Genomic DNA, 18,233 nt, shown 5'->3' on the forward strand with positions numbered 1-18,233 from the left:
CGCTCAGCCGTGCTCCTTCTTGAAACGCTCGTAGGCGGTGTTGACCAGGTTCACGTAGGAGGTCATGTTCTTGCCCTCCAGCTCCTTGACGTAGGCGTCCCACTCGCCGAGGTCGCGCTCGCCGAGGATGAACTTGAGCGTCTGCTGGGTGACGTAGTCCTTCAGCGGGGTCTCCCAGAGCGTCGCCTGCTCGCGCTCCTCCTCGTTGAACGGGTGCGGCGGCTCGATCGGCCATGCCTTGCGGGCGTTCATCACCTTCTGGAACTCCAGCTCCTCCGGGGAGAAGGTGGAGTTGAGCAGCGCGGTGGTGCCGCCGTAGGCGAACACGCCGTTGGAGAAGCCGAAGTCCTTCTGCAGGTGCTTGGGCGCGCCGGGGTTGAGCCCGACGAAGTCGACGTCCTTGGCCAGCTGGTACGCCCCGGACCCGTCCTTGGTGTACGTGACGCCCTCGACGCCCCACTTGGCGAACTCCTGGCCCTGGTCGGAGTACCAGAGCCAGTCGATGAACTGCATCATGGCGACGAAGTTCTTGTTCTCCAGCGCCTTCTTGGAGATCATGACGCCGTTCTCCAGGCGGGTGCCGATCTTGTACTCGCCGACCGGGCCCATCGGCACCGGGATCTTGGCGATCTCGGCGTCGGGGACGAGCTTGGTCAGCGTCGGCCGGTAGTCGTTGATGATCGTCTGGGCGTTGGTGCTGATGACGAACGACTTGCCGGAGTTGAACTTCTGCTTGGCCTGCTCGTCCTGCTGGGTGAAGCTCTCCGGGTCGAGCAGCTTCTCCTTCACCAGCTTGGCGAGATACTCGATCATTTGCTTGTACTGCGGCATCGCGCCGGTGTAGACGAACTTGCCGCTCGCGGTGTCGAAGGTCGCGTGCTGGTACTCCCAGCCGCCCTTGGTGCCGTACGCCTGGGCGACGAGCTTGAGCAGGTTGCCGCCCGGCGTCGGCACGCCCCAGCGGTCGGTCATCGGGTAGAGGTCGGGATACTCCGCCTTCATCGCCTTCAGCACCGTGTAGAGGTCGTCCCAGGTCTTGGGGACCTCCAGCTTCAGCTTCTCCAGGATGTCGGTCCTGACGGCCAGCGTGTAGTCGACCCAGACCTCCTCGTGCAGGCCCGGCAGCAGGTAGATGCGGCCGTCGGCCTGGCGCAGGGTGTCCAGGTCGGGGCCCATGTTCCACTTGGCGATCTTGTCCTTGAGGTTGGGCATGAGATCGAAGTAGTCGCTGACCGGCAGGATCGCGCCCGAGGCGACGAACGCCTCCTCCTGCGGGTGGTAGGTCTTCGGGATGACGAGCGGGGCCTGGCCGGAGCCCACGAGCAGGCCGCGCTTCTTCTCGTAGTCGCTGAGCGGCACCTCCACCGGCTTCAGCGTCACGTTCGTGCGCTTGGTGAGCTCCTGCCAGAGCAGCCAGTCGTTCTTGTTCGGATAGAACGAGTGGTTGTTGTAGAGCACGTCGAACGAGATCGGCTCGGTCGCCTTGAACTGCTGGTTGACGCCGTAGTTGGCCATCGCGGCGGCCCGGTTGCCCGACACGTCGGCGGCCTTCTTCGGAGTCTCGTCCTCGCCGCAGCCGGCGAGCACGAGCGTGAACGCGCCCAGTCCGATGATCGCCTGACGCCGTGAGATGTCGCGCATGGGGGGAGCTTCCTTTGGTGAGGGACGGTACGGAGGAATCAGCCCTTGACGGCGCCGAGCATGACGCCGGAGACGAAGTACCTCTGGACGAAGGGGTAGACCGCCAGGATCGGCAGCACGGTGAGCATGATCGTCACGGCCTGGATGTTGGCCGCGGCGGCCGACGCCTCGGCGATCCCCGCGCCCGCGGCCTCCGCGCCGGTCGCGCCGGCGATGAGGTTGCGCAGGTAGATGGTCACCGGGAACAGGTCGCCGTCGTTGAGGTAGAGGAACGCCGTGAACCAGGAGTTCCAGAACGAGACCGCGTAGAACAGCACCATGGTCGCGATGACCGCCTTGGACAGCGGCAGCACGATCCGCCACAGGACGCCGTAGGTGTTGAGCCCGTCGATGGCGGCGGCCTCCTCCAGGTCCCGTGGCAGGCCCTCGAAGAACGTCTTCATGACCAGGAGGTTGAAGACGCTGATGGCGTTCGGCAGGACGACGGACCAGATCGTGTCGGTCAGGCCGAGGCTGTTGACCAGCACGTAGTTCGGGATCAGGCCGCCGGAGAAGATCATGGTGAAGACCGCCACCCAGATGAGGAAGGTGCGGCCCTTCAGGTGCTTCTTCGACAGCACGTACGCGTAGCAGGTCGTGAGGAACATCGCGATCGCGGTCGCCACGACCGTGTAGACCACCGTGTTGCGGTAGTTCGTCCAGAACATCGGGTCCGACACGACCAGCTTGTACGTCTCGATGTTGAACCCGCGCGGGATCAGGTTGACCTGGCCCCCCACGATGTAGCGCTCCTCGCTGAACGAGCGCGCCACGATGTTGACGAACGGGTACAGCGTCACGATCACCACGCCGGTCAGGATGACGGCGTTGATCCCCTGGAAGACGCGGTAGCCGCGGGTGCGGTCCAAGGTCACCACAGGCTCGTCCCTACTGCTCGGCGGGAGATCAGGTTCGCCGACACGATCAGCACCACGCCGACCAGCGCCTCGAACAGGCCGATCGCGGCGGCGTAGCTGAGGTTGCTGGACTCCACGCCCATCCGGTACAGGAACGTGGTGATGACGTCGGCGGTCGGGTACGTCAGCGGGTTGTACAGCAGCAGCACCTTCTCGAAGCCGATGGTCATGAAGGTGCCGATGTTGAGGATCAGCAGCGTGACGGCCGTGGGCCGGATGCCGGGCAGGGTGACGTGCCAGATCTGCCGCCACCGCCCGGCGCCGTCCATGCGCGCGGCCTCGTAGAGCTGCTCGTCGATGGTGGTCAGCGCGGCCAGGTAGAGGATGGTCCCCCAGCCGACCGTCTGCCAGACCTCGGAGGAGACGAAGATCGTACGGAACCACTCCGGCTTCTGGATGAACGCGGTCGGCTCGCCGCCGAGGGCCTTGACGAGCTGGTTCACCGGCCCGTCGATGGCCACGAGCTGCATGACCAGGCCGGCCACGATCACCACCGACAGGAAGTGCGGCAGGTACGACACCGACTGCAGGAACCGCTTGATCTTGGCGTTGCGCACCTCGTTGAGCAGCAGCGCCAGCACGATCGGCAGCGGGAAGCAGAACAGCAGGGTGAGCGCGCCGAGGACGAGGGTGTTGGTGAAGACGTTCCAGAACGAGGGGTCGGCGAGGAACATCTTCACGTAGCGCAGGCCCACCCAGGTCTCGCCGAACAGGCTGCCGCCGGGCTCGTACTTGCGGAAGGCGATGATGTTGCCGAGCATCGGCACGTAGCGGAAGAGCACGAAGAACGCCAGGGGCAGCACCGCCAGCGTGTAGAGCTGCCAGTCGCGGCCGAGCGCGCGCCGCCAGGAGCCCGTCCGGGCCCGGCCTTCCCGACGGTTGGGAAGCGTTTTCCCAGTGGGGTCGGGAAAACCGGTCTCAGCCTTCTGGACCAGCACCGAAGTCGGGCCGGTGTCGTCGAATGGTTCCTGACCCCTCATGCCATCCTTCCGGCCGTCATGTCGCCAACCGAAACTTTCGCGAAGATCCGTTAATATTGCGGCAACTTAGGGGCCCGCTTGACGCGTGTCAAGAGGGTGGAAGGCTGCTATGTTGCTGCGCGAGTTGTTGACGTTCACGCGGGTCAGCGCGCCAATAGGGATCACCGATGACAGCAATTTGCCGGAAAGTTTCCGGAAACAACGACCGGTGTGCTCCGTGACAAATTGCCGTCCGGGTCAGATGGCGGCCGGGCGGGCCGGCGGACCGGACGGCGATCGGCCCGCGCCGGAGGACGTCACGGGCGGGCCGGGTGAACGGTTCAGCGGGCCGGGAAAACGGACGGGCACCGTCCGTTGACGCGGCGGGGCCCGGACCTTACGTTGGGGAGGCGTTCACGGGTGTCCCCCACCGCTCCCGGCTCCCGCAGTGAGGTGCGTGCATGGCCCTTGACGAGGCGACGACCCAGTTCCTGCTGCAGATGGGCGACACCGGGGTCAAGCCGCTGCACGAGATGACGCCGGACGAGGCGCGCACGACGTTCGCCGCGCTCCGCGATCTCTACGGCCCCGGGCCGGAGATGGTGCGCGTCGAGGAGGCGGTCATCGACGGCGAGGACGGCGGCTCGTTCGGCGCGCGGGTCCTGGTCCCGTCGGAGACGCCGCGCGGCGTGCTCCTCTACTACCATGGCGGCGGCTGGGTGATCGGCGGCATCGACGAGTTCGACACCCTGGGCCGGCAGCTCGCCGCCCGCACGGGCTGCACGGTGGTGCTGGTGGACTACCGGCTGGCCCCCGAGCACCGCTACCCCACCGCCGCCCGCGACGCCTACGCGGCCCTGACCTGGGCCGCGGCCACGTTCCCCGGCCGGCCGATCGTGGTGGCCGGGGACAGCGCGGGCGGCAACCTGGCCGCGGTGACCGCCCGGCGCGCCCGCGACGAGGGCGGGCCGGAGATCCTGCTGCAGGTGCTGGTCTATCCGGTGACGGACTGCGACCTGGACAACGGCTCCTACACCGACCCGGCGAACCAGCTCATGCTGAGCCGCGACTCGATGGTGTGGTTCTGGGACCACTACGCGCCCGACCCCGCCGACCGCGCCGACCCGGACGCCTCGCCGCTGCGCGCCGCCGACCTGTCCGGGCTGCCGCCCGCGGTCGTCCTGACCGCCGAGCACGACGTGCTGCGCGACGAGGGCGAGGCGTACGCCGAGCGGCTGCGGGCCGCCGGAGTGCCGGTGGAGTCCCGGCGCTTCGACGGCCAGATGCACGCCTTCTTCACCCTGGTCAACGTGCTGCCCGGCAGCGCGGCGGCGGTGACCATGGTGAGCGAGGCGGTGAACCGCCGCCTGACGTGACGGACGCTCAGCCGCAGTGCTCGAAGGGGCTGTCGTAGCTGGACGAGCCGGCCTTGCCGCCCCACTTGACGCACTTGTTCTCGGCCGCGGCGCGAACGGGACCGGCGTAGTAGGCGAAGTTGCCGCTGTCGGTCACCCGGGCCTTGCCCTGGACCTCCAGATAGGCGCTGGTCGCGGTCGCGGTGCCCAGCGAGGTCTTCTTCAGCGTGGCCACGCAGTTGTAGCCGTTGCCGGAGTTGTACAGCAGGTACGCGGTGCCCGCCGTGCCCAGCGCGGCCGAGTCGATCACCTTGTAGCCGGAGCCGCAGACCTCTTCGGGGGTGTGCGGGTTGGTGGGCGTGGTGCTGCCGGTCACGTACTTCATGTACGTCGACCAGTTCCAGTTCGAGCCGGGGTCGGTGTGGTCGGCGCCGGGGACCTCGTTGTGGCCGACGATGTGGGAGCGGTCCTTGGGGATGCCGTAGCGGTCGGCGATGTTCCTGGTCAGGGCCGCCGAGGCGCGGTACATCGCGTCGGTGAACCAGGAGGCGTCGCTGACGTAGCCCTCGTGCTCGATGCCGACCGAGCGGCGGTTGTAGTCGCCGGCGTGGAAGGCGCGGTCCTTCTCGCGCACCATCTGGGTGATGGCGCCGTTGGAGGACTTGACGACGTAGTGGGCCGAGACCTTGGCGCTGGGGTTCTGGAACCAGGAGATGGTGCCGGCGTAGGAGCCCTGCGTGACGTGGATGACGATGCGGTCGATCGCGTCGCTCGACGGGCGGCTGGAGACGGCGTAGTTGGCGCTGTTCGCGGCGGCCCAGGTCGCGCCGGGGTAGTCGACGGCCGCGGCCAGGGTGTTGGGCGCGTCGAGGTCCTCGGCCTTGGCGTACGGGCCGCGCTGCGGCTGCACCGCGCGGGCCGGCACGGTGACCGTCTCGCCGGCGGGCGTCGTGGCGCGCACGCCGGCGGCCAGCAGGTCGTAGACGGTGTCGGCGTACAGGCGGGCGACGTCGGCCGAGGCGGCGCCGCCGTACTTGGCGACCGCCTGGTACCACTGGGCCGGGTCCTTGCGGGCGGCGGCGCTCAGCCCGAGGTCGTCGGCGTACGCGCGGAGCACGGCGGCGCCGCCCGCGATGTTGGCCGCGTCGTCCTTCTTCAGCGTGGCGGCCGGCTTGCCCGTCAGGGTGGCCGCGCGCTCCAGCGAGCGGTTGGCGGGGTTGCTGACCAGGTGCATCACGCCGTAGCCGCCGCTGGCGCTGGGCGCGCCGTCGTGCCCGTCCAGGTGGGTCTCTGCGTAGGCGAGGGCCACCAGCAGGTCGCGGGGCACCTCGTACGTGGCCGCGGCGCCGGCGAACGCGGCGGCCAGCGCGCCCGCCGTGACCGTGCGGGCGGCGGGGGCTGCGTGCGCCGTGACGGGCGGCGCGGTGAGCGGGATCAGCGCGCCGGCCAGGAGCACGGCGGCGCGGCGGCGGAGTCGGGACTGCACGGAGTTCTCCTCAACGGGGTTCGGGGGGAAGGAGCGGCCGCCGCGGGTGTGGAGGGGGGCGGCGGCCGCTCCGGCCGGGGGCCGGCCACGGGATCGCTCCCGGGATCAGCCGCAGTGCTCGAAGGGGCTGTCGTAGCTGGACGAGCCGGCCTTGCCGCCCCACTTGACGCACTTGTTCTCGGCCGCGGCGCGGACCGGACCGGCGTAGTAGGCGAAGTTGCCGCTGTCGGTCACCCGCGCCTTGCCCTGGACCTCCAGATAGGCGCTGGTCGCGGTCGCGGTGCCCAGCGAGGTCTTCTTCAGCGTGGCCACACAGTTGTAGCCGTTGCCGGAGTTGTACAGCAGGTACGCGGTGCCCGCCGTGCCCAGCGCGGCCGAGTCGATCACCTTGTAGCCGGAGCCGCAGACCTCCTCGGGCGTGTGCGGGTTGGTGCTGCCGGAGCAGGAGTTCTTGGAGGTCAGGGTCTGGGTCGGGTAGCCGAAGGTGGTCCCGCCGAAGACGGCCTTGCGGATGTTGCCGGGGTAGCCGTCGCCCTCGCGGACCTCGTAGTGGAGGTGGGGGCTGATGTTGTTGCCCGGCTTGCTGGTGTTGCCCACCGTGCCGATCTTCTGGCCCTGCTTCACCTGGGCGCCGGCGCTGACCGAGCGCACGTTCAGGTGGGCGTAGTACGACGTCCAGCCGCCGCCGTGGTCGATCTTGACCAGGTTGCCGTAGCCGTTGACGGAGCCCTGGTGGGCCGAGATCACGACGGTGCCGGCCGCGGCGGCCACGACGGTGTCGCCGAGGTCGGCGTCCGCGGTGCTGCCGCGGTTGAAGTCGATCTCGTAGGACTGGTGGGCGCTGCTGTTGCTGGAGTTGCCGGTCCACGACTGGCCGCAGGGGAACGGGAGCTGGAAGCTCGGCGCGGCCAGGGTGGACACCTCCGGGACCTTCACCTGGTTCGGCGGGTCGTTCGGGTCCGATGCCGAGGTCGGCGCGGCCGAGGCGGTCTGGCCGCCGATGAGCCCGGCAAGCAGGACAAAGCCCACCGTAAGTACCCGCGTGGATCTCATACGGATCCTTTCTGGATCAGCTGGTGCTGCGCTTTCTGCTGGCGACCAAGATTGCGGGTACGGCATACAGAGAACCTCCAAAATCGGTATAAAGACCGAACCGGCATGAACGACGACCCGACGTACAGGCGCTCCGGCGCCACCGGAGGAGCAGGTGCGTTCGTAGTGGTTGACCAGCCGAACTTCGGCGTCCTGGGGCCCCTGCTGGTCCGCAGGGCGGGCCAGGCGCTGCGCGTCGCCGGCCGCAAGCCCCGGCTGCTGCTGGCCTCGCTGCTGCTGGAGGCCAACCAGATCGTCGGCTCGGACGCGCTCATCGAGGTGCTGTGGCCGGCGCGGGCGCCGTCGTCGGCGGTGGCGAACCTGCGGACGTACGTCAGCGCCCTGCGCGGCCCCGTCTCCGCCGCCGGCGGCCGGATCGTCACCCACCCCTCCGGGTACGCGGTGGAGCTGGCGGCCGGGCAGCTCGACATGCTGCTGTTCGAGGAGCTCGTGGAGCGGGCGCGGGCCGCCGGCCGCACCGGGGAGGCGGCCCGGCACCTGCGCGACGCGCTGGCGCTGTGGCGCGGCACGCCGCTGTCCGACCTGCCCGCCAGCCCGGTGTGGGACGGGCGGCTGCGCGCCCTGGTGCAGGCCAGGCTGGCCGCCGCCGAGGAGTTGGCGGAGGTGAAACTGGCCCGCGAGGAGTACGCGGCGGCCGTGGACGACCTGCGGGGGCTCATCGGCGAGCACCCGTACCGGGAGGATCTGTGGCAGCGGCTCATCGTCGCGCTGCACCGGGGCGGGCGGCGGGCGGAGGCGCTGCACGCCTACACCGAGATCCGGCGGCAGCTCGTGGACGACCTCGGCATAGAGCCGGGACCGGACCTGCGCGACGCCCACGCGGCCGTGCTCGCCGACGAGGAGCCGGGCCGGCTCGGCTACCAGCCGCCCGTGCCGCACCAGCTCCCCGCCGACGTACCGGACTTCACCGGCCGCGCCACCGACGTGACCACCCTGACCCGCCTCCTGTCGGAACCGGCTCCCCTGCCGCCGTCCGGGCCGCCGGTGGTCGTCGTGGTGACCGGGCCGCCCGGGATCGGGAAGACGGCGCTGGCCGTGCACTGCGCGCACGCCGTCCGCGACGCCTACCCCGAGGGCCAGCTCCACCTGTCGCTGGGCGGCACGGCCGAGGCCCCGGCCGCCCCCGCCGACCTGCTGGCCGAGGCCCTGCGCTCGCTGGGCGTGGCTGAGAGCGCGCTGCCGGCCTCCGCGCACGAGCGCGCCACGCTCTACCGCTCCCTCCTCGCCGGCCGCCCCGTGCTGGTCCTCCTGGACGACGCCGCCGACGCGGCCCAGGTACGCCCCCTGTTACCCGGCAGCGGCTGCGCCGTCCTGGTGACCAGCCGCCGCCGCATCACCGAGCTGCCCGGCGCCGTCCTGCTGGAGCTGGACGCGCTCACCCCCGCCGAGGGCGGCGAGCTGCTGGCCAGGATCGCCGGGGCGCACCGGGTGGCGGCGGAGCCGGAGGCGGCCCGGACCATCGTGGCCGCCTGCGCCGGTCTGCCGCTGGCGCTCCGCGTCGCCGGGGCGCGGCTGGCCGCCCGTCCCGGCTGGTCGCTGCAGGAGCTGCGCCGGCGGCTCGACGACGAGAGCACCCGGCTGGACGAGCTGCGCGCCGGCGACCTGGAGGTACGCGCCTCCGTCGAGCTCAGCTACCGCCGCCTGCCCGGCGAGGCCGCCCTGACCCTGCGCGCGCTCGGCCTGCTCGGGCCGGGGACCGTACCCGGCTGGGTGGCCGACGCCGTGCTCGACCGGCACCGCAGCGACGCCGTCGTGGACGCGCTCGTGGACGTCAGCCTGCTCCGCCTGGTCGGCACCGATCCCCTGGGCCAGCCCCGGTACCGGCTGCCCGACCTGGTGCGCTGCACCGCGCGCGAGCGCGCCGACGGCGACGCCGAGCGCCAGGCCCTGGCGCGGGTGCTGGGCGGCTGGACGAGCGCCGCCGAGCACGCCGCGGCCCGCCTGCCGACCACGCTGTTCAGCGTCCCGGCCGGCGCCGCGCCCCGCTGGCGCCCGGCCGACGAGCTGCTGGGCCGCCTCACCGCCGACCCGCTCACCTGGTTCGACGCCGAACGGGAGGCGCTGGTCGAGGCCGTACGGCTGGCCGCGAGCCACGGCCCCGCGCAGGCGGCGTGGGGGCTGGCCGCGGCCCTCGTCCCCTACTTCGACCTGCACTGCCGGCTGGAGGAGTGGCGGCTCACCCACCAGGTCGCCCTGGACAGCGCCGCCGCCGCGGGCGACCGGCGCGGCGAGGCCGCCATGCTGCGCGGCCTCGCCCAGGTCAGCATCTACCAGGACCGCTACGCCGAGGCGGCCGGCATGCTGCGCCGCGCCCGGGTGATCTTCCGTGAGCTGGGGGACGCGCGCGGCGAGGCGATCTCGATCTGCGGGCTGGGCGCCGCCGACGAGTTCTCCGGCCGGCACCGTCGGGCGCTCGGCTGGTTCCGGCACGCGCTGGCCATGTTCCTGGCCGAGGGCGACGCGGACGGGGAGGCGTACGCGCGGCAGGCGATCGGCCGCGTCCACCTGTCGCTGCAGGACCTCGGGCAGGCGTCCCGCTGGCTCGGCGAGGCGCTGCGATTGGCCGGCGAGCTGGGCGACGACCACCGCGAGGGCTGCGTGTCCATGCAGTTCGGCCGTCTGCACACGCTCGCCGCCGAGCCCGACGAGGCGATGCGGTTCCAGGGGCGGGCGCTGGACATCTTCGAGACGCTGGGCGACCGGCACTGCGGCGCGTACGCGCTGCGCAGCCTCGGCGGGCTGCACGCGGCGCGCGGCGACCGCTCGCACGGCTCGGCCGAGCTGCAACGCTCGCTGGAGATCTTCCAGCAGCTCGGCGACCGCAGCGGCGAGGCGGACGCCTTCCAGGCGCTCGGCGAGCTGTACCGGGCGGCCGGGCGGCCCATGCTGGCCGCCCACTACCTGCACCGCGCCGTGGACCTGCGCAGCCAGCTCCGCGCGGGCGCCCCGGCAGCGGGCTGACAGAGATCCGGCAGCAACGTTCGACACCGTGGGGCGTATGACGGATGACACGAACGTGCTCATCGCCGGCGCCGGGCCCACGGGGCTCACGCTCGCGGTGGAGCTGGCCAGACGCGGCATCGAGCACCGCCTGGTGGAGCGGGCGCCGGAGCCCTCGGCCGGGTCGAAGGGCAAAGGGCTGCAGCCGCGCACGCTGGAGATCCTCGACGACCTCGGGGTGATCGGGCGGGTGCTGGCGACGGCGGCGCCGTACCCGCCGCTGCGGGTCAGGGTCGGCAGGGTGCCGCTGTACCAGGGCCGCATGCACCGGCGGGCGGCGGCGAGCGAGGCGGTGCCGTACCCGACCGTGCTGATGCACCCGCAGTGGCGCACCGAGGAGGTCCTGCGCGAGCGGCTGGCGGAGCTGGGCGGGAAGGTCGAGCACGGCGCGGAGCTGACCGGCTTCGAGCAGGACGCGGACGGCGTGACCGCCCGGCTGGGCACCGGCGCGACGGTCCGGGCCCGCTACCTCGTGGCGGCCGACGGCGGCCGCAGCCCGGTGCGCAAGGCGCTCGGCATCGGCTTCGGGGGCGAGACGCGGGAGGAGGAGCGCATGATGCTCGGCGACGTACGGGTGGACGGGCTCGACCGGGACCACATCCACGTCTGGCTCCGGCCCGGCCGGGGCATGCTGGCGCTCTACCCGATGGCGGGCGCCGGCACGTTCCAGCTCCTCGCGCCGCTCCGGCCGGGCGTGGCGCCCGACCTGACCCTGGCCGGGTTCCAGCGGGTCTTCGCCGAACGCTCGATGCAGCGCCGGGCGCGGGTCACCGAGCTGTCGTGGTCCTCGCTCCACCGGGTCAACATCCGGCTGGCCGACCGCTACCGGGCCGGGCGGGTGTTCCTCGCCGGGGACGCCGCGCACGTGCACTCCCCCGCGGGCGGGCAGGGGCTCAACACCGGCGTGCAGGACGCGTACAACCTGGGCTGGAAGCTCGCCCGCGCCCTCTCCGGCGCGCCGGCCGCGCTGCTGGACACCTACGAGGAGGAGCGCCGCCCGATCGCGGCCCGCGTGCTGGGGCTCAGCACCGGCCTGCACGACAGGAAGACGTTCCGGCGCGACGAGGAGACCTACCAGCTCCAGCTCGGCTACCGGGGCGGCACGCTGGCCCGCGCCGGCGGCGACCGGGTGCCCGACGGGCCGGTGCGGCTCGCCGACGGCCGCCGGGCGCGGATGTTCGACCTGCTGAGGGGGCCGCACTTCACCCTGCTGTCGCCGGACCCCGCGCCCGCCGTCCCCGGCGGGCCGAAGGTGCGGGCGTACGCGCCCGCCGAGCCGTACGGCGGCAGGCGGCACACCCTCATCAGGCCCGACGGGTACGTCGGGATCGCCACCGACTCCGCCGGAGAGCTCGCGGCCTACCTGGCCCTGGTCTAGCAGCGGGTCCCGACGGCCTCCAGGTAGTCGCCGGCCGCCAGCAGCGTCCCGTCGCCGGACCGGTTGAAGGCGACCGGCACCCCGGCCAGCTCGGCGGCGAAGCCGCGCCGGGTGTCCTCGTCGAGCGTGCCCGCCATCCGGTGGATCGGCCCGTAGTAGGCGATGAACCACTCGGCGAAGTGCTCGGGCGAGTGGAAGGCGAACTCGAACGTACGGGTGGTGAGCGCGGTCCACTCGACCTCGCCGCCGAACAGCTCGCGCAGCCGCTCCGGCGTCCCCCACAGCATGGGCGAGCGGACCTGCGGCGGGGGCGGGGCGTACTTGCCGATCGTCCGGAACATCTCGCCCACCAGCCCGTCGGGCGTCCAGGCGGCCAGCGCGACCGTGCCGCCGGGCCGGGTCACGCGCAGCAGCTCGGCGGCGGCCCGCTCCTGGTCGGGCGCGAACATCACGCCGACGGTGCTGAGCGAGACGTCGAAGGCGGCGTCGGGGAACGGCAGCGCCTCGGCGTCCCCTTCGGCGAACGCCACCTCCAGGCGCTCGGCCGCGGCCCGCCCGCGCCCCTGCTCCAGCAGGGCGGGCACGTAGTCGAGGCCGGTGGCCTCGGCGAAGCGCCTGGCCGCGGCGAGTGCGGCGTTGCCCTGGCCGCAGGCCACGTCGAGCACGCGCTGCCCGGCGCGCACACCGGCCGCCTCGACGAGGCGTTCGGCCATCGGCTGCAGGGTCACGCCGACGCGGGCGTAGTCGCCGGACTCCCAGGCCAGCCGCTGGCGTTCCTTCACTTCCGCCAGTCCGGCGGTCGGATGCGGTGTCGTCCCCATGAGGTCCCTCCCGGTGTGGTGCGAGCGTCCGGGGGGAGGGCGTTCCATCCCGTTCCATGCTAGGCGAGCCGGCCGCGCGGCCCCTCGTCACGCCCCCGGGCGCAGCGACTTGAAGGCGCGGACCTGCTCGGTGATGGCCCGCTCGGTCGGCAGCCGCTCCACCGACGAGGCCCCGAAGAACCCGGCCACCCCCTCGGTACGCGCCAGCACGTGCGCAGCGTCCTCCGGCTCGGCGATGGGCCCGCCGTGACAGAGCACCAGCACGTCGGGCCGGACCGCGACGGCGGCGTCCCGCATGGCCTGCACCCGCTCGGCGGCCTCGTCCAGGCTCAGCGCGGTGCCGGCGCCGATGCTGCCCTTGGTGGTCAGCCCGACGTGCGGCACCAGCACGTCGGCCCCGGCCTCGGTCATGGCCCGCGCCTGCTCCTCGTCGAAGACGTAGGGGGCGGTGAGCAGGTCACGCTCGCGGGCCAGCCGGATCAGCTCGACCTCCAGGTCGAAGCCCATGCCGGTCTCCTCCAGGTTCTGCCGGAAGGTGCCGTCGTACAGGCCGACGGTCGGGAAGTTCTGCACGCCGGCGAAGCCCATGGCCTTGAGCTGGTCGAGGAAGTACGGCATGACACGGAACGGGTCCGTGCCGCACACCCCGGCCAGCACCGGCGTGTCCCGGACGACCGGCAGCACCTCGGCGGCCATTTCCACGACGATCTGGTTCGCGTCGCCGTACGGCAGCAGCCCGGCCAGGGAGCCCCGCCCCGCCATGCGGTAGCGGCCGGAGTTGTAGATGATGATCAGATCCACGCCGCCGGCCTCGGCGCACTTGGCCGACAGGCCGGTGCCGGCGCCCGCGCCGATCACGGGCCGGCCGGCGGCGACCGTCGCGCGCAGCCTGGCAAGGACGTCCTGCCGGTTCAAGAGGCACCTCCGGTGATCAGCTCGTGCAGCCGGTCGGCCATGGCCCGGCCGAAGGCGGGGTCGTTGATGTGCATGTCCAGGTCCTCGACGGCGACGGCGGAGCCGCGCAGGCCCTCGACCAGGGCCTCGAAGCAGGCGGCGTCGGCCTCGGGGCGGGCGAACGCGCCGCCGGGCGCGTCCAGCGCGGAGACTCCCCGCCGGGGCAGGAACAGCGCGGCCGGGCCGCGCGCCCGGCGCAGCTTGGCGGCCACGCGGCGGCCGAGCTCGGCCATCTCCTCCGGCGTGGTGCGCATCAGCGTCACGGTCGGGTTGTGCGCGTACAGCAGGCGGCCGGTGAACTCGGAGGGCACGCTGTCCTGCGGCCCGAAGTTCACCATGTCGAGCGCGCCGGGCGCGACGACCTGCGGCACTCCGTGCCGCCCGGCGGCGGTGAGCCGGTCGGGACCCGCCGACAGCACGCCGCCCACCAGGTCGTCGGCCAGCTCGGTGGTGGTCAGGTCGAGCACCCCGGCCAGCATGCCGCTGCCGGCCAGGCCCTCCAGGGCCCGGCCGCCGGAGCCGGTGGCGTGGAAGACCAGCACCTCGTAGCCGAGCTCGGCGAGCCGGTCGCGGGCGGCGTCCACGGCCGGGGTGGTGACCCCGAACATCGACGCGCCGATCAGCGGCCGGTCCGGCAGCCCCGCGGTCTGCACGGCCTTGGCGAGCTGGTAGGCCCGCGCCATGCCCGCGGCGGCGGCCGCCGCGTTGCCGAGGATGGCGCGCGAGAGCCGGTTGATCCCGGCGATGTCGACCACGCTGTACATCATCGTGACGTCGCTGGCCCCGACGTAGGGCGAGACGTCCCCGGCCGCCATCGTGGAGACGATGAGCTTGGGCAGCCCGATCGGCAGGTCGCGGACGGCCCGCGCGGCGATCGAGGAGCCGCCGCTGCCGCCCAGCGCCAGCACGGCGTCCACCCGGCCGTCGCCGTGCAGCCCGTCGACGACGACGGCCGCGCCCTCCCCCATCGCGGCGACGGCCGCGCCCCGGTCGCCCGCCTCCCGCAGCGCCCGCAGGTCCGCGCCCGCCGCCTCGGCGACCCGCCCGGCGGGGACGTCGGCGAGCAGGGTGTCCCCGTGCTCACCCACGCCCACGTCGATCACGACGACGTCGCTGCCCAGCTCGACGAGCCGGTTGCGCAGCCACGCGTACTCCTCGCCCTTGGTGTCGAGCGTGCCGATCAGTACGACGGACGGCATGTTCTGGCCTCACCTCAGCGCTGGTCGATCCCGGGGGAACCGGACGGTCCCGCTGTGATGTGCCCCGTCATCCGCTTTCCACGCCGGACGGCTCCCGGCCCCGCCTCCTACGGGCGGCCGAGGCGCAGGGGGAGGCTGCGCGGGCCGCGTACCTGGCCGGCCGCCCACGTCACCCCGGCCGGGTCGGCGAGCCCGAACTCCGGCACCCGCTCCAGCCACACCTCCAGCGCCACCCGCAGCTCCATCCTGGCCAGATGGGAGCCCACGCAGCGGTGGATGCCGAGGCCGAAGGCCACGTGCCGGTTGACCTTGCGGTCGATGACGACCTCGTCCGCCTGCTCGAACTGCGCGGGGTCGCGGTTGGCCGCGGGGAACGACAGCAGCACCCAGTCGTCGGCCTTCATGTCCACGCCGTTCCAGTGCATGTCCTCCTTGACCAGCCGGGCCATCGTCACCGGCGCGTACACCCGCAGGAACTCCTCCATCGCGGTCGGCACCAGGCCGGGCTCGGCGACCAGCCGCTCGCGGTCGGCGGGCGTCTTCGCCAGGTGCCACAGGGACGCGCCGATGGCGCTCCAGGTCGTGTCGATGCCCGCGATGAGCAGCAGCGCCATCGTGCCGGCCACGTGGGACGGGTCGAGCTTGCGGCCGTACAGCTCGGCCTCGATGAGGTACGTCGTCAGGTCGTCGCGCGGGTGGTCGAGGTGGTCGCGGATCTGGGCGAGCAGGTAGTCGAACAGCTCGTCCATCCGCTCGATCCGCTCCTCCGGCGGCAGGTTGACGCCTTCGAGCGAGCTCTCGATGAACTCCCGGAACCGGGGCCCGTCCTCCTGCGGGAAGCCGAGCATGTCGGCGATGACGCGGACCGGGATGTGCTGGGCGTAGTCGCGGGCGGCGTCGACGACGTCGCGGCCCTCGAAGGCGTCGATGAGCTGGTGGCAGAAGGCCCGGGTGGGCCCCTCCATCCGGGAGACGGCCGTCTTGGTGAAGGCCGGCAGCAGCAGCTTGCGGGCGTCGTGGTGGAAGGGCGGGTCGGAGGAGATCGGCGGCGTGCCGCCCACCGGGGCCAGCTCCTTGGGCGGGCGGAAGTTGCTCATGATGATCGACCGGGACGAGAAGCGCTCGGTGTCGTAGGCGATGGCCGCGACGTCCTCGTAGCGGGTGGGCAGCCAGCCGCCGCCGAACCGGTCGGTGTGCGCGATGGGGCAGCGCTGACGCAGATCGTCCTGGATGGGGTACGGGTCCGCGGCCCACTCCGGCTCCATGTGGGAGAAGTCGGTCGCCCAGTCGGAGACGGGGCCGGTGATGACCTCGTTGCGGGTGCCGAGCGGCTCGTCCTCGTGGGGCTCACGGAAGCCTTGGGTGAAGCGGTCGTCAACGGTCATGCCACGCCTCCTAGAGGATCTCGATCGCCCGCTCGGGGCAGTTGGCCACCGCCAGGCGCGCCGTGCGCTCCTCGCCCTCCGGCACGGCGCCGTCGCCGACGACCTGGCCGTAGCCCTCGTCGTCCTCGGCGAACAGCGCGGGAGCCAGGTCGTAGCAGCGGCCGTGCCCCTGGCAGCGTTCCGGGTCGATCTTCACTTTCACTGCGGTGCTCCGCTCTCTGGTGGGGTCCCGCTCTCTGCCGGGGCGAACGCCCGGACGATGCGGGTGAGCAGCGCCGTCCACTCCTCGTCCTCGACGGCGTGCAGGTCGGGGGTGATCAGCGCGCTGCCCATGGCGAGGAGCAGGCAGAAGTGGGCCAGCGCGCCCGCCGGCAGCGCGGGGTCGAGCTCGCCGTCGTCCTGGGCGGCGCGGACCAGCCCGGCGAGCCATTCCGCGCGCTCGCCGACGTAGTCGCGCATCGGGCGGGCCATGTCCTCGTCGCGGCGGGCGGCGGTGAGGGCCTCCACGATGAGGTAACCGGGCGCGTCGCGGCGGCGCGGCAGGTTCCTGCCGAGGACGAGCAGCAGCTCGGTGGCCGTACGGTCGGGGTCGGCCGCGACCAGCCTGGCCAGCGTCTGCCGCCCGTGGGCGCGCAGCGCCGCCACGATCAGCTCGGCCTTGGAGCCGAAGTGGGCGTACATCGCCCCGTTGCTGACGCCCGCGGCGGCGGCGATGTCGGCGACCCGCGTGCCGTCGTAGCCGCGCTCGGCGAACACCTCCGCGGCGGCGAGCAGCAGCCTCTCCCGGGTTTCCGCGGCGCTGACGCCGGCGATGCGCCCCATGTGCGAATTAAAAGAGCGTTCATTTGTTGCGTCAAGAGGTAACCCCGAGAACGTCGATGACCCGTGACGTGCCGAGCCGGCCGGAACACGCTCACCCTCCGGGAACCCGGCGCTCGGTCGTCAGTGGGCGCCGGGTGGGCCGGGGAGTTCGGCGGTTCCCGCCTGTCCCTGCTCGTGACCGCTCGGTGCAGGGCTCGCGTCGCCGGCGAGCAGCGTCTCGGCGACGGCCGTACGGGCATAGAGCACGTATCTCCCCGTGCGGTGCGCGCTGGCCAGCCCGGCCCTGCGGAGAGCGGTGAGGTGCTGGCTCGCGCCCGGTTCCGACAGGTCGAGGCGGGCGGCCAGCTCCTTGGTCGAGGCGGGCTGGTCGAGTTCGGCCAGCAGCCGGGTGCGGGTCCGGCCGAGCACGGCGGCCAGCGCCTGTGGCGGATCGCTCTCGCGGCGCTCCCAAAGCGTCGCGACGCCGCGCGGGGGGTAGCGGATCGTGGGCTGCCAGGGCGGGGACGTGATGGAGAAGACACGCGGCCAGGTGAACACCGACGGCACGAGCAACAGTCCCAGGCCGCCCAGCGGGCGCACACCTTCACAGACGGTCTTGGGCAGGCGCAGCGTCTCCCCCTCCCACGTCACGGCGGGGTCGAGGTCGCTGAGCATGCGCCGCAGGCCGCCCTCGGCCAGCAATCTGGCGCGGTAGAGCACGTCGCCTTCGAGCAAGGCCCGTACGCGCGGCCAGTAGGGCGCGATGGCCGCCTCCCAGTAGCCGCGGATCTCCTCGGCCAGCCGTTCGAGGCCGCCCACGGGGTCGGCGTAGAGCTCTTGGAGTGCTCGGGTGCGCGGACCGTCCCAGGCGTCGAAACCCTCCTGGACCAGGGGTGCCATCGCCGCCATTCCGGCCAGCTCGACCTCCAGGTCGGGCACGGAGGTCGCGGGCGGCGGACAGACGAAGCCGACGATCGAGATCGTCGGCACCGGCACCAGGTCGGACAGCAACCGCCAGTCGACATCGGCGAGCCGCCGCCGCACCCGTTCGGCCCAGGGCTTGAGCACGGCATGCGCGGCCGGATTCTTCACCACCCGCACGCTGGCGACGACCTCCCACAGAGGAGAAACCGCGAAACGGACATTGGCCGCATCCCGTGCGGTGAACGTCAGCTCAAGGCCCAT

Annotated in this window: 15 protein-coding genes; 3 read left to right on the plus strand and 12 right to left on the minus strand. The window is 72.4% G+C overall.

The window, feature by feature from the left end; all coding sequences use genetic code 11:
• Window positions 1-3: 3 nt before the first annotated feature.
• Genes ABD292_RS38535 through ABD292_RS38545 form a run of 3 tightly spaced genes read right to left on the minus strand, consistent with a single transcriptional unit; the run spans window position 4 to window position 3,577 of the window.
• Window positions 4-1,641 carry an ABC transporter substrate-binding protein gene (locus ABD292_RS38535; RefSeq protein WP_344216419.1) on the minus strand — a complete coding sequence of 546 codons (1,638 nt, stop codon included), beginning with the start codon at window positions 1,639-1,641 and terminating at the stop codon, window positions 4-6.
• Between the two features lie 38 nt (window positions 1,642-1,679).
• Complete coding sequence (locus ABD292_RS38540) at window positions 1,680-2,558, minus strand: carbohydrate ABC transporter permease (RefSeq protein ID WP_344216421.1); 879 nt, start codon at window positions 2,556-2,558, stop codon at window positions 1,680-1,682.
• Window positions 2,552-3,577: an ABC transporter permease gene (locus tag ABD292_RS38545; protein WP_344216423.1), complete on the minus strand. Its 1,026-nt coding sequence runs from the start codon at window positions 3,575-3,577 to the stop codon at window positions 2,552-2,554. Before ABD292_RS38545 ends, ABD292_RS38540 begins: the two co-directional genes overlap by 7 nt.
• Before the next feature lie 479 nt (window positions 3,578-4,056).
• Here ABD292_RS38545 and ABD292_RS38550 point away from each other — a divergent pair, with 479 nt between their 5' ends.
• On the plus strand, window positions 4,057-4,932 hold the full coding sequence (locus ABD292_RS38550; RefSeq protein WP_425565239.1) for an alpha/beta hydrolase: 876 nt from the start codon (window positions 4,057-4,059) through the stop codon (window positions 4,930-4,932).
• Window positions 4,933-4,939: 7 nt separating this feature from the next.
• Here ABD292_RS38550 and ABD292_RS38555 read toward each other — a convergent pair whose 3' ends face one another.
• Complete coding sequence (locus ABD292_RS38555; protein WP_344216427.1) at window positions 4,940-6,397, minus strand: N-acetylmuramoyl-L-alanine amidase; 1,458 nt, start codon at window positions 6,395-6,397, stop codon at window positions 4,940-4,942.
• Between the two features lie 105 nt (window positions 6,398-6,502).
• Window positions 6,503-7,426, minus strand: a complete 924-nt coding sequence (locus ABD292_RS38560) for a M23 family metallopeptidase (RefSeq protein WP_344216429.1) — start codon at window positions 7,424-7,426, stop codon at window positions 6,503-6,505.
• 189 nt (window positions 7,427-7,615) lie between these two features.
• Between ABD292_RS38560 and ABD292_RS38565 the strand changes: the two genes are divergently transcribed.
• On the plus strand, window positions 7,616-10,471 hold the full coding sequence (locus tag ABD292_RS38565) for an AfsR/SARP family transcriptional regulator (RefSeq protein ID WP_344216431.1): 2,856 nt from the start codon (window positions 7,616-7,618) through the stop codon (window positions 10,469-10,471).
• A gap of 37 nt (window positions 10,472-10,508) precedes the next feature.
• Window positions 10,509-11,888 (plus strand): FAD-dependent monooxygenase, encoded by a 1,380-nt coding sequence (locus ABD292_RS38570; RefSeq protein WP_344216433.1) that lies wholly within the window; start codon window positions 10,509-10,511, stop codon window positions 11,886-11,888.
• Here ABD292_RS38570 and ABD292_RS38575 read toward each other — a convergent pair.
• The 7 genes from ABD292_RS38575 to ABD292_RS38605 form a co-directional block, all read right to left on the minus strand.
• Window positions 11,885-12,709 (minus strand): class I SAM-dependent methyltransferase, encoded by an 825-nt coding sequence (locus ABD292_RS38575; RefSeq protein WP_344216435.1) that lies wholly within the window; start codon window positions 12,707-12,709, stop codon window positions 11,885-11,887. The genes ABD292_RS38570 and ABD292_RS38575 overlap by 4 nt on opposite strands.
• An 87-nt stretch (window positions 12,710-12,796) precedes the next feature.
• On the minus strand, window positions 12,797-13,624 hold the full coding sequence (locus ABD292_RS38580; RefSeq protein WP_344216437.1) for a phosphoenolpyruvate hydrolase family protein: 828 nt from the start codon (window positions 13,622-13,624) through the stop codon (window positions 12,797-12,799).
• Window positions 13,621-14,862, minus strand: a complete 1,242-nt coding sequence (locus ABD292_RS38585) for a Tm-1-like ATP-binding domain-containing protein (protein WP_344216439.1) — start codon at window positions 14,860-14,862, stop codon at window positions 13,621-13,623. The genes ABD292_RS38580 and ABD292_RS38585 overlap by 4 nt, the downstream gene beginning before the upstream one ends.
• 107 nt (window positions 14,863-14,969) lie before the next feature.
• Window positions 14,970-16,247, minus strand: a complete 1,278-nt coding sequence (locus ABD292_RS38590) for a cytochrome P450 (protein WP_344216441.1) — start codon at window positions 16,245-16,247, stop codon at window positions 14,970-14,972.
• Window positions 16,248-16,257: 10 nt separating this feature from the next.
• A complete protein-coding gene (locus ABD292_RS38595; RefSeq protein ID WP_091085938.1) occupies window positions 16,258-16,449 on the minus strand; it encodes a ferredoxin in 192 nt (63 codons plus the stop codon).
• A complete protein-coding gene (locus ABD292_RS38600) occupies window positions 16,446-17,069 on the minus strand; it encodes a TetR family transcriptional regulator (protein WP_344216443.1) in 624 nt (207 codons plus the stop codon). Before ABD292_RS38600 ends, ABD292_RS38595 begins: the two co-directional genes overlap by 4 nt.
• 120 nt (window positions 17,070-17,189) lie before the next feature.
• Complete coding sequence (locus ABD292_RS38605) at window positions 17,190-18,233, minus strand: ArsR/SmtB family transcription factor (protein ID WP_344216445.1); 1,044 nt, start codon at window positions 18,231-18,233, stop codon at window positions 17,190-17,192.

The sequence above is a fragment of the Nonomuraea bangladeshensis genome (assembly GCF_039529455.1).
Classification (GTDB): Bacteria; Actinomycetota; Actinomycetes; order Streptosporangiales; family Streptosporangiaceae; genus Nonomuraea; species Nonomuraea bangladeshensis.

Bases quoted from the DNA above. Each gene is read 5' to 3' on its own strand.
- ABD292_RS38535 (WP_344216419.1), bottom strand. From the start codon at position 1,641: ATGCGCGACATCTCACGGCGTCAGGCGATCATCGGACTGGGCGCGTTC.
- ABD292_RS38545 (WP_344216423.1), bottom strand. From the start codon at position 3,577: ATGAGGGGTCAGGAACCATTCGACGACACCGGCCCGACTTCGGTGCTG.
- ABD292_RS38550 (WP_425565239.1), top strand. From the start codon at position 4,057: ATGGGCGACACCGGGGTCAAGCCGCTGCACGAGATGACGCCGGACGAG.
- ABD292_RS38570 (WP_344216433.1), top strand. From the start codon at position 10,509: ATGACGGATGACACGAACGTGCTCATCGCCGGCGCCGGGCCCACGGGG.
- ABD292_RS38575 (WP_344216435.1), bottom strand. From the start codon at position 12,709: ATGGGGACGACACCGCATCCGACCGCCGGACTGGCGGAAGTGAAGGAA.
- ABD292_RS38585 (WP_344216439.1), bottom strand. From the start codon at position 14,862: ATGCCGTCCGTCGTACTGATCGGCACGCTCGACACCAAGGGCGAGGAG.
- ABD292_RS38590 (WP_344216441.1), bottom strand. From the start codon at position 16,247: ATGACCGTTGACGACCGCTTCACCCAAGGCTTCCGTGAGCCCCACGAG.
- ABD292_RS38600 (WP_344216443.1), bottom strand. From the start codon at position 17,069: ATGGGGCGCATCGCCGGCGTCAGCGCCGCGGAAACCCGGGAGAGGCTG.
- ABD292_RS38605 (WP_344216445.1), bottom strand. From the start codon at position 18,233: ATGGGCCTTGAGCTGACGTTCACCGCACGGGATGCGGCCAATGTCCGT.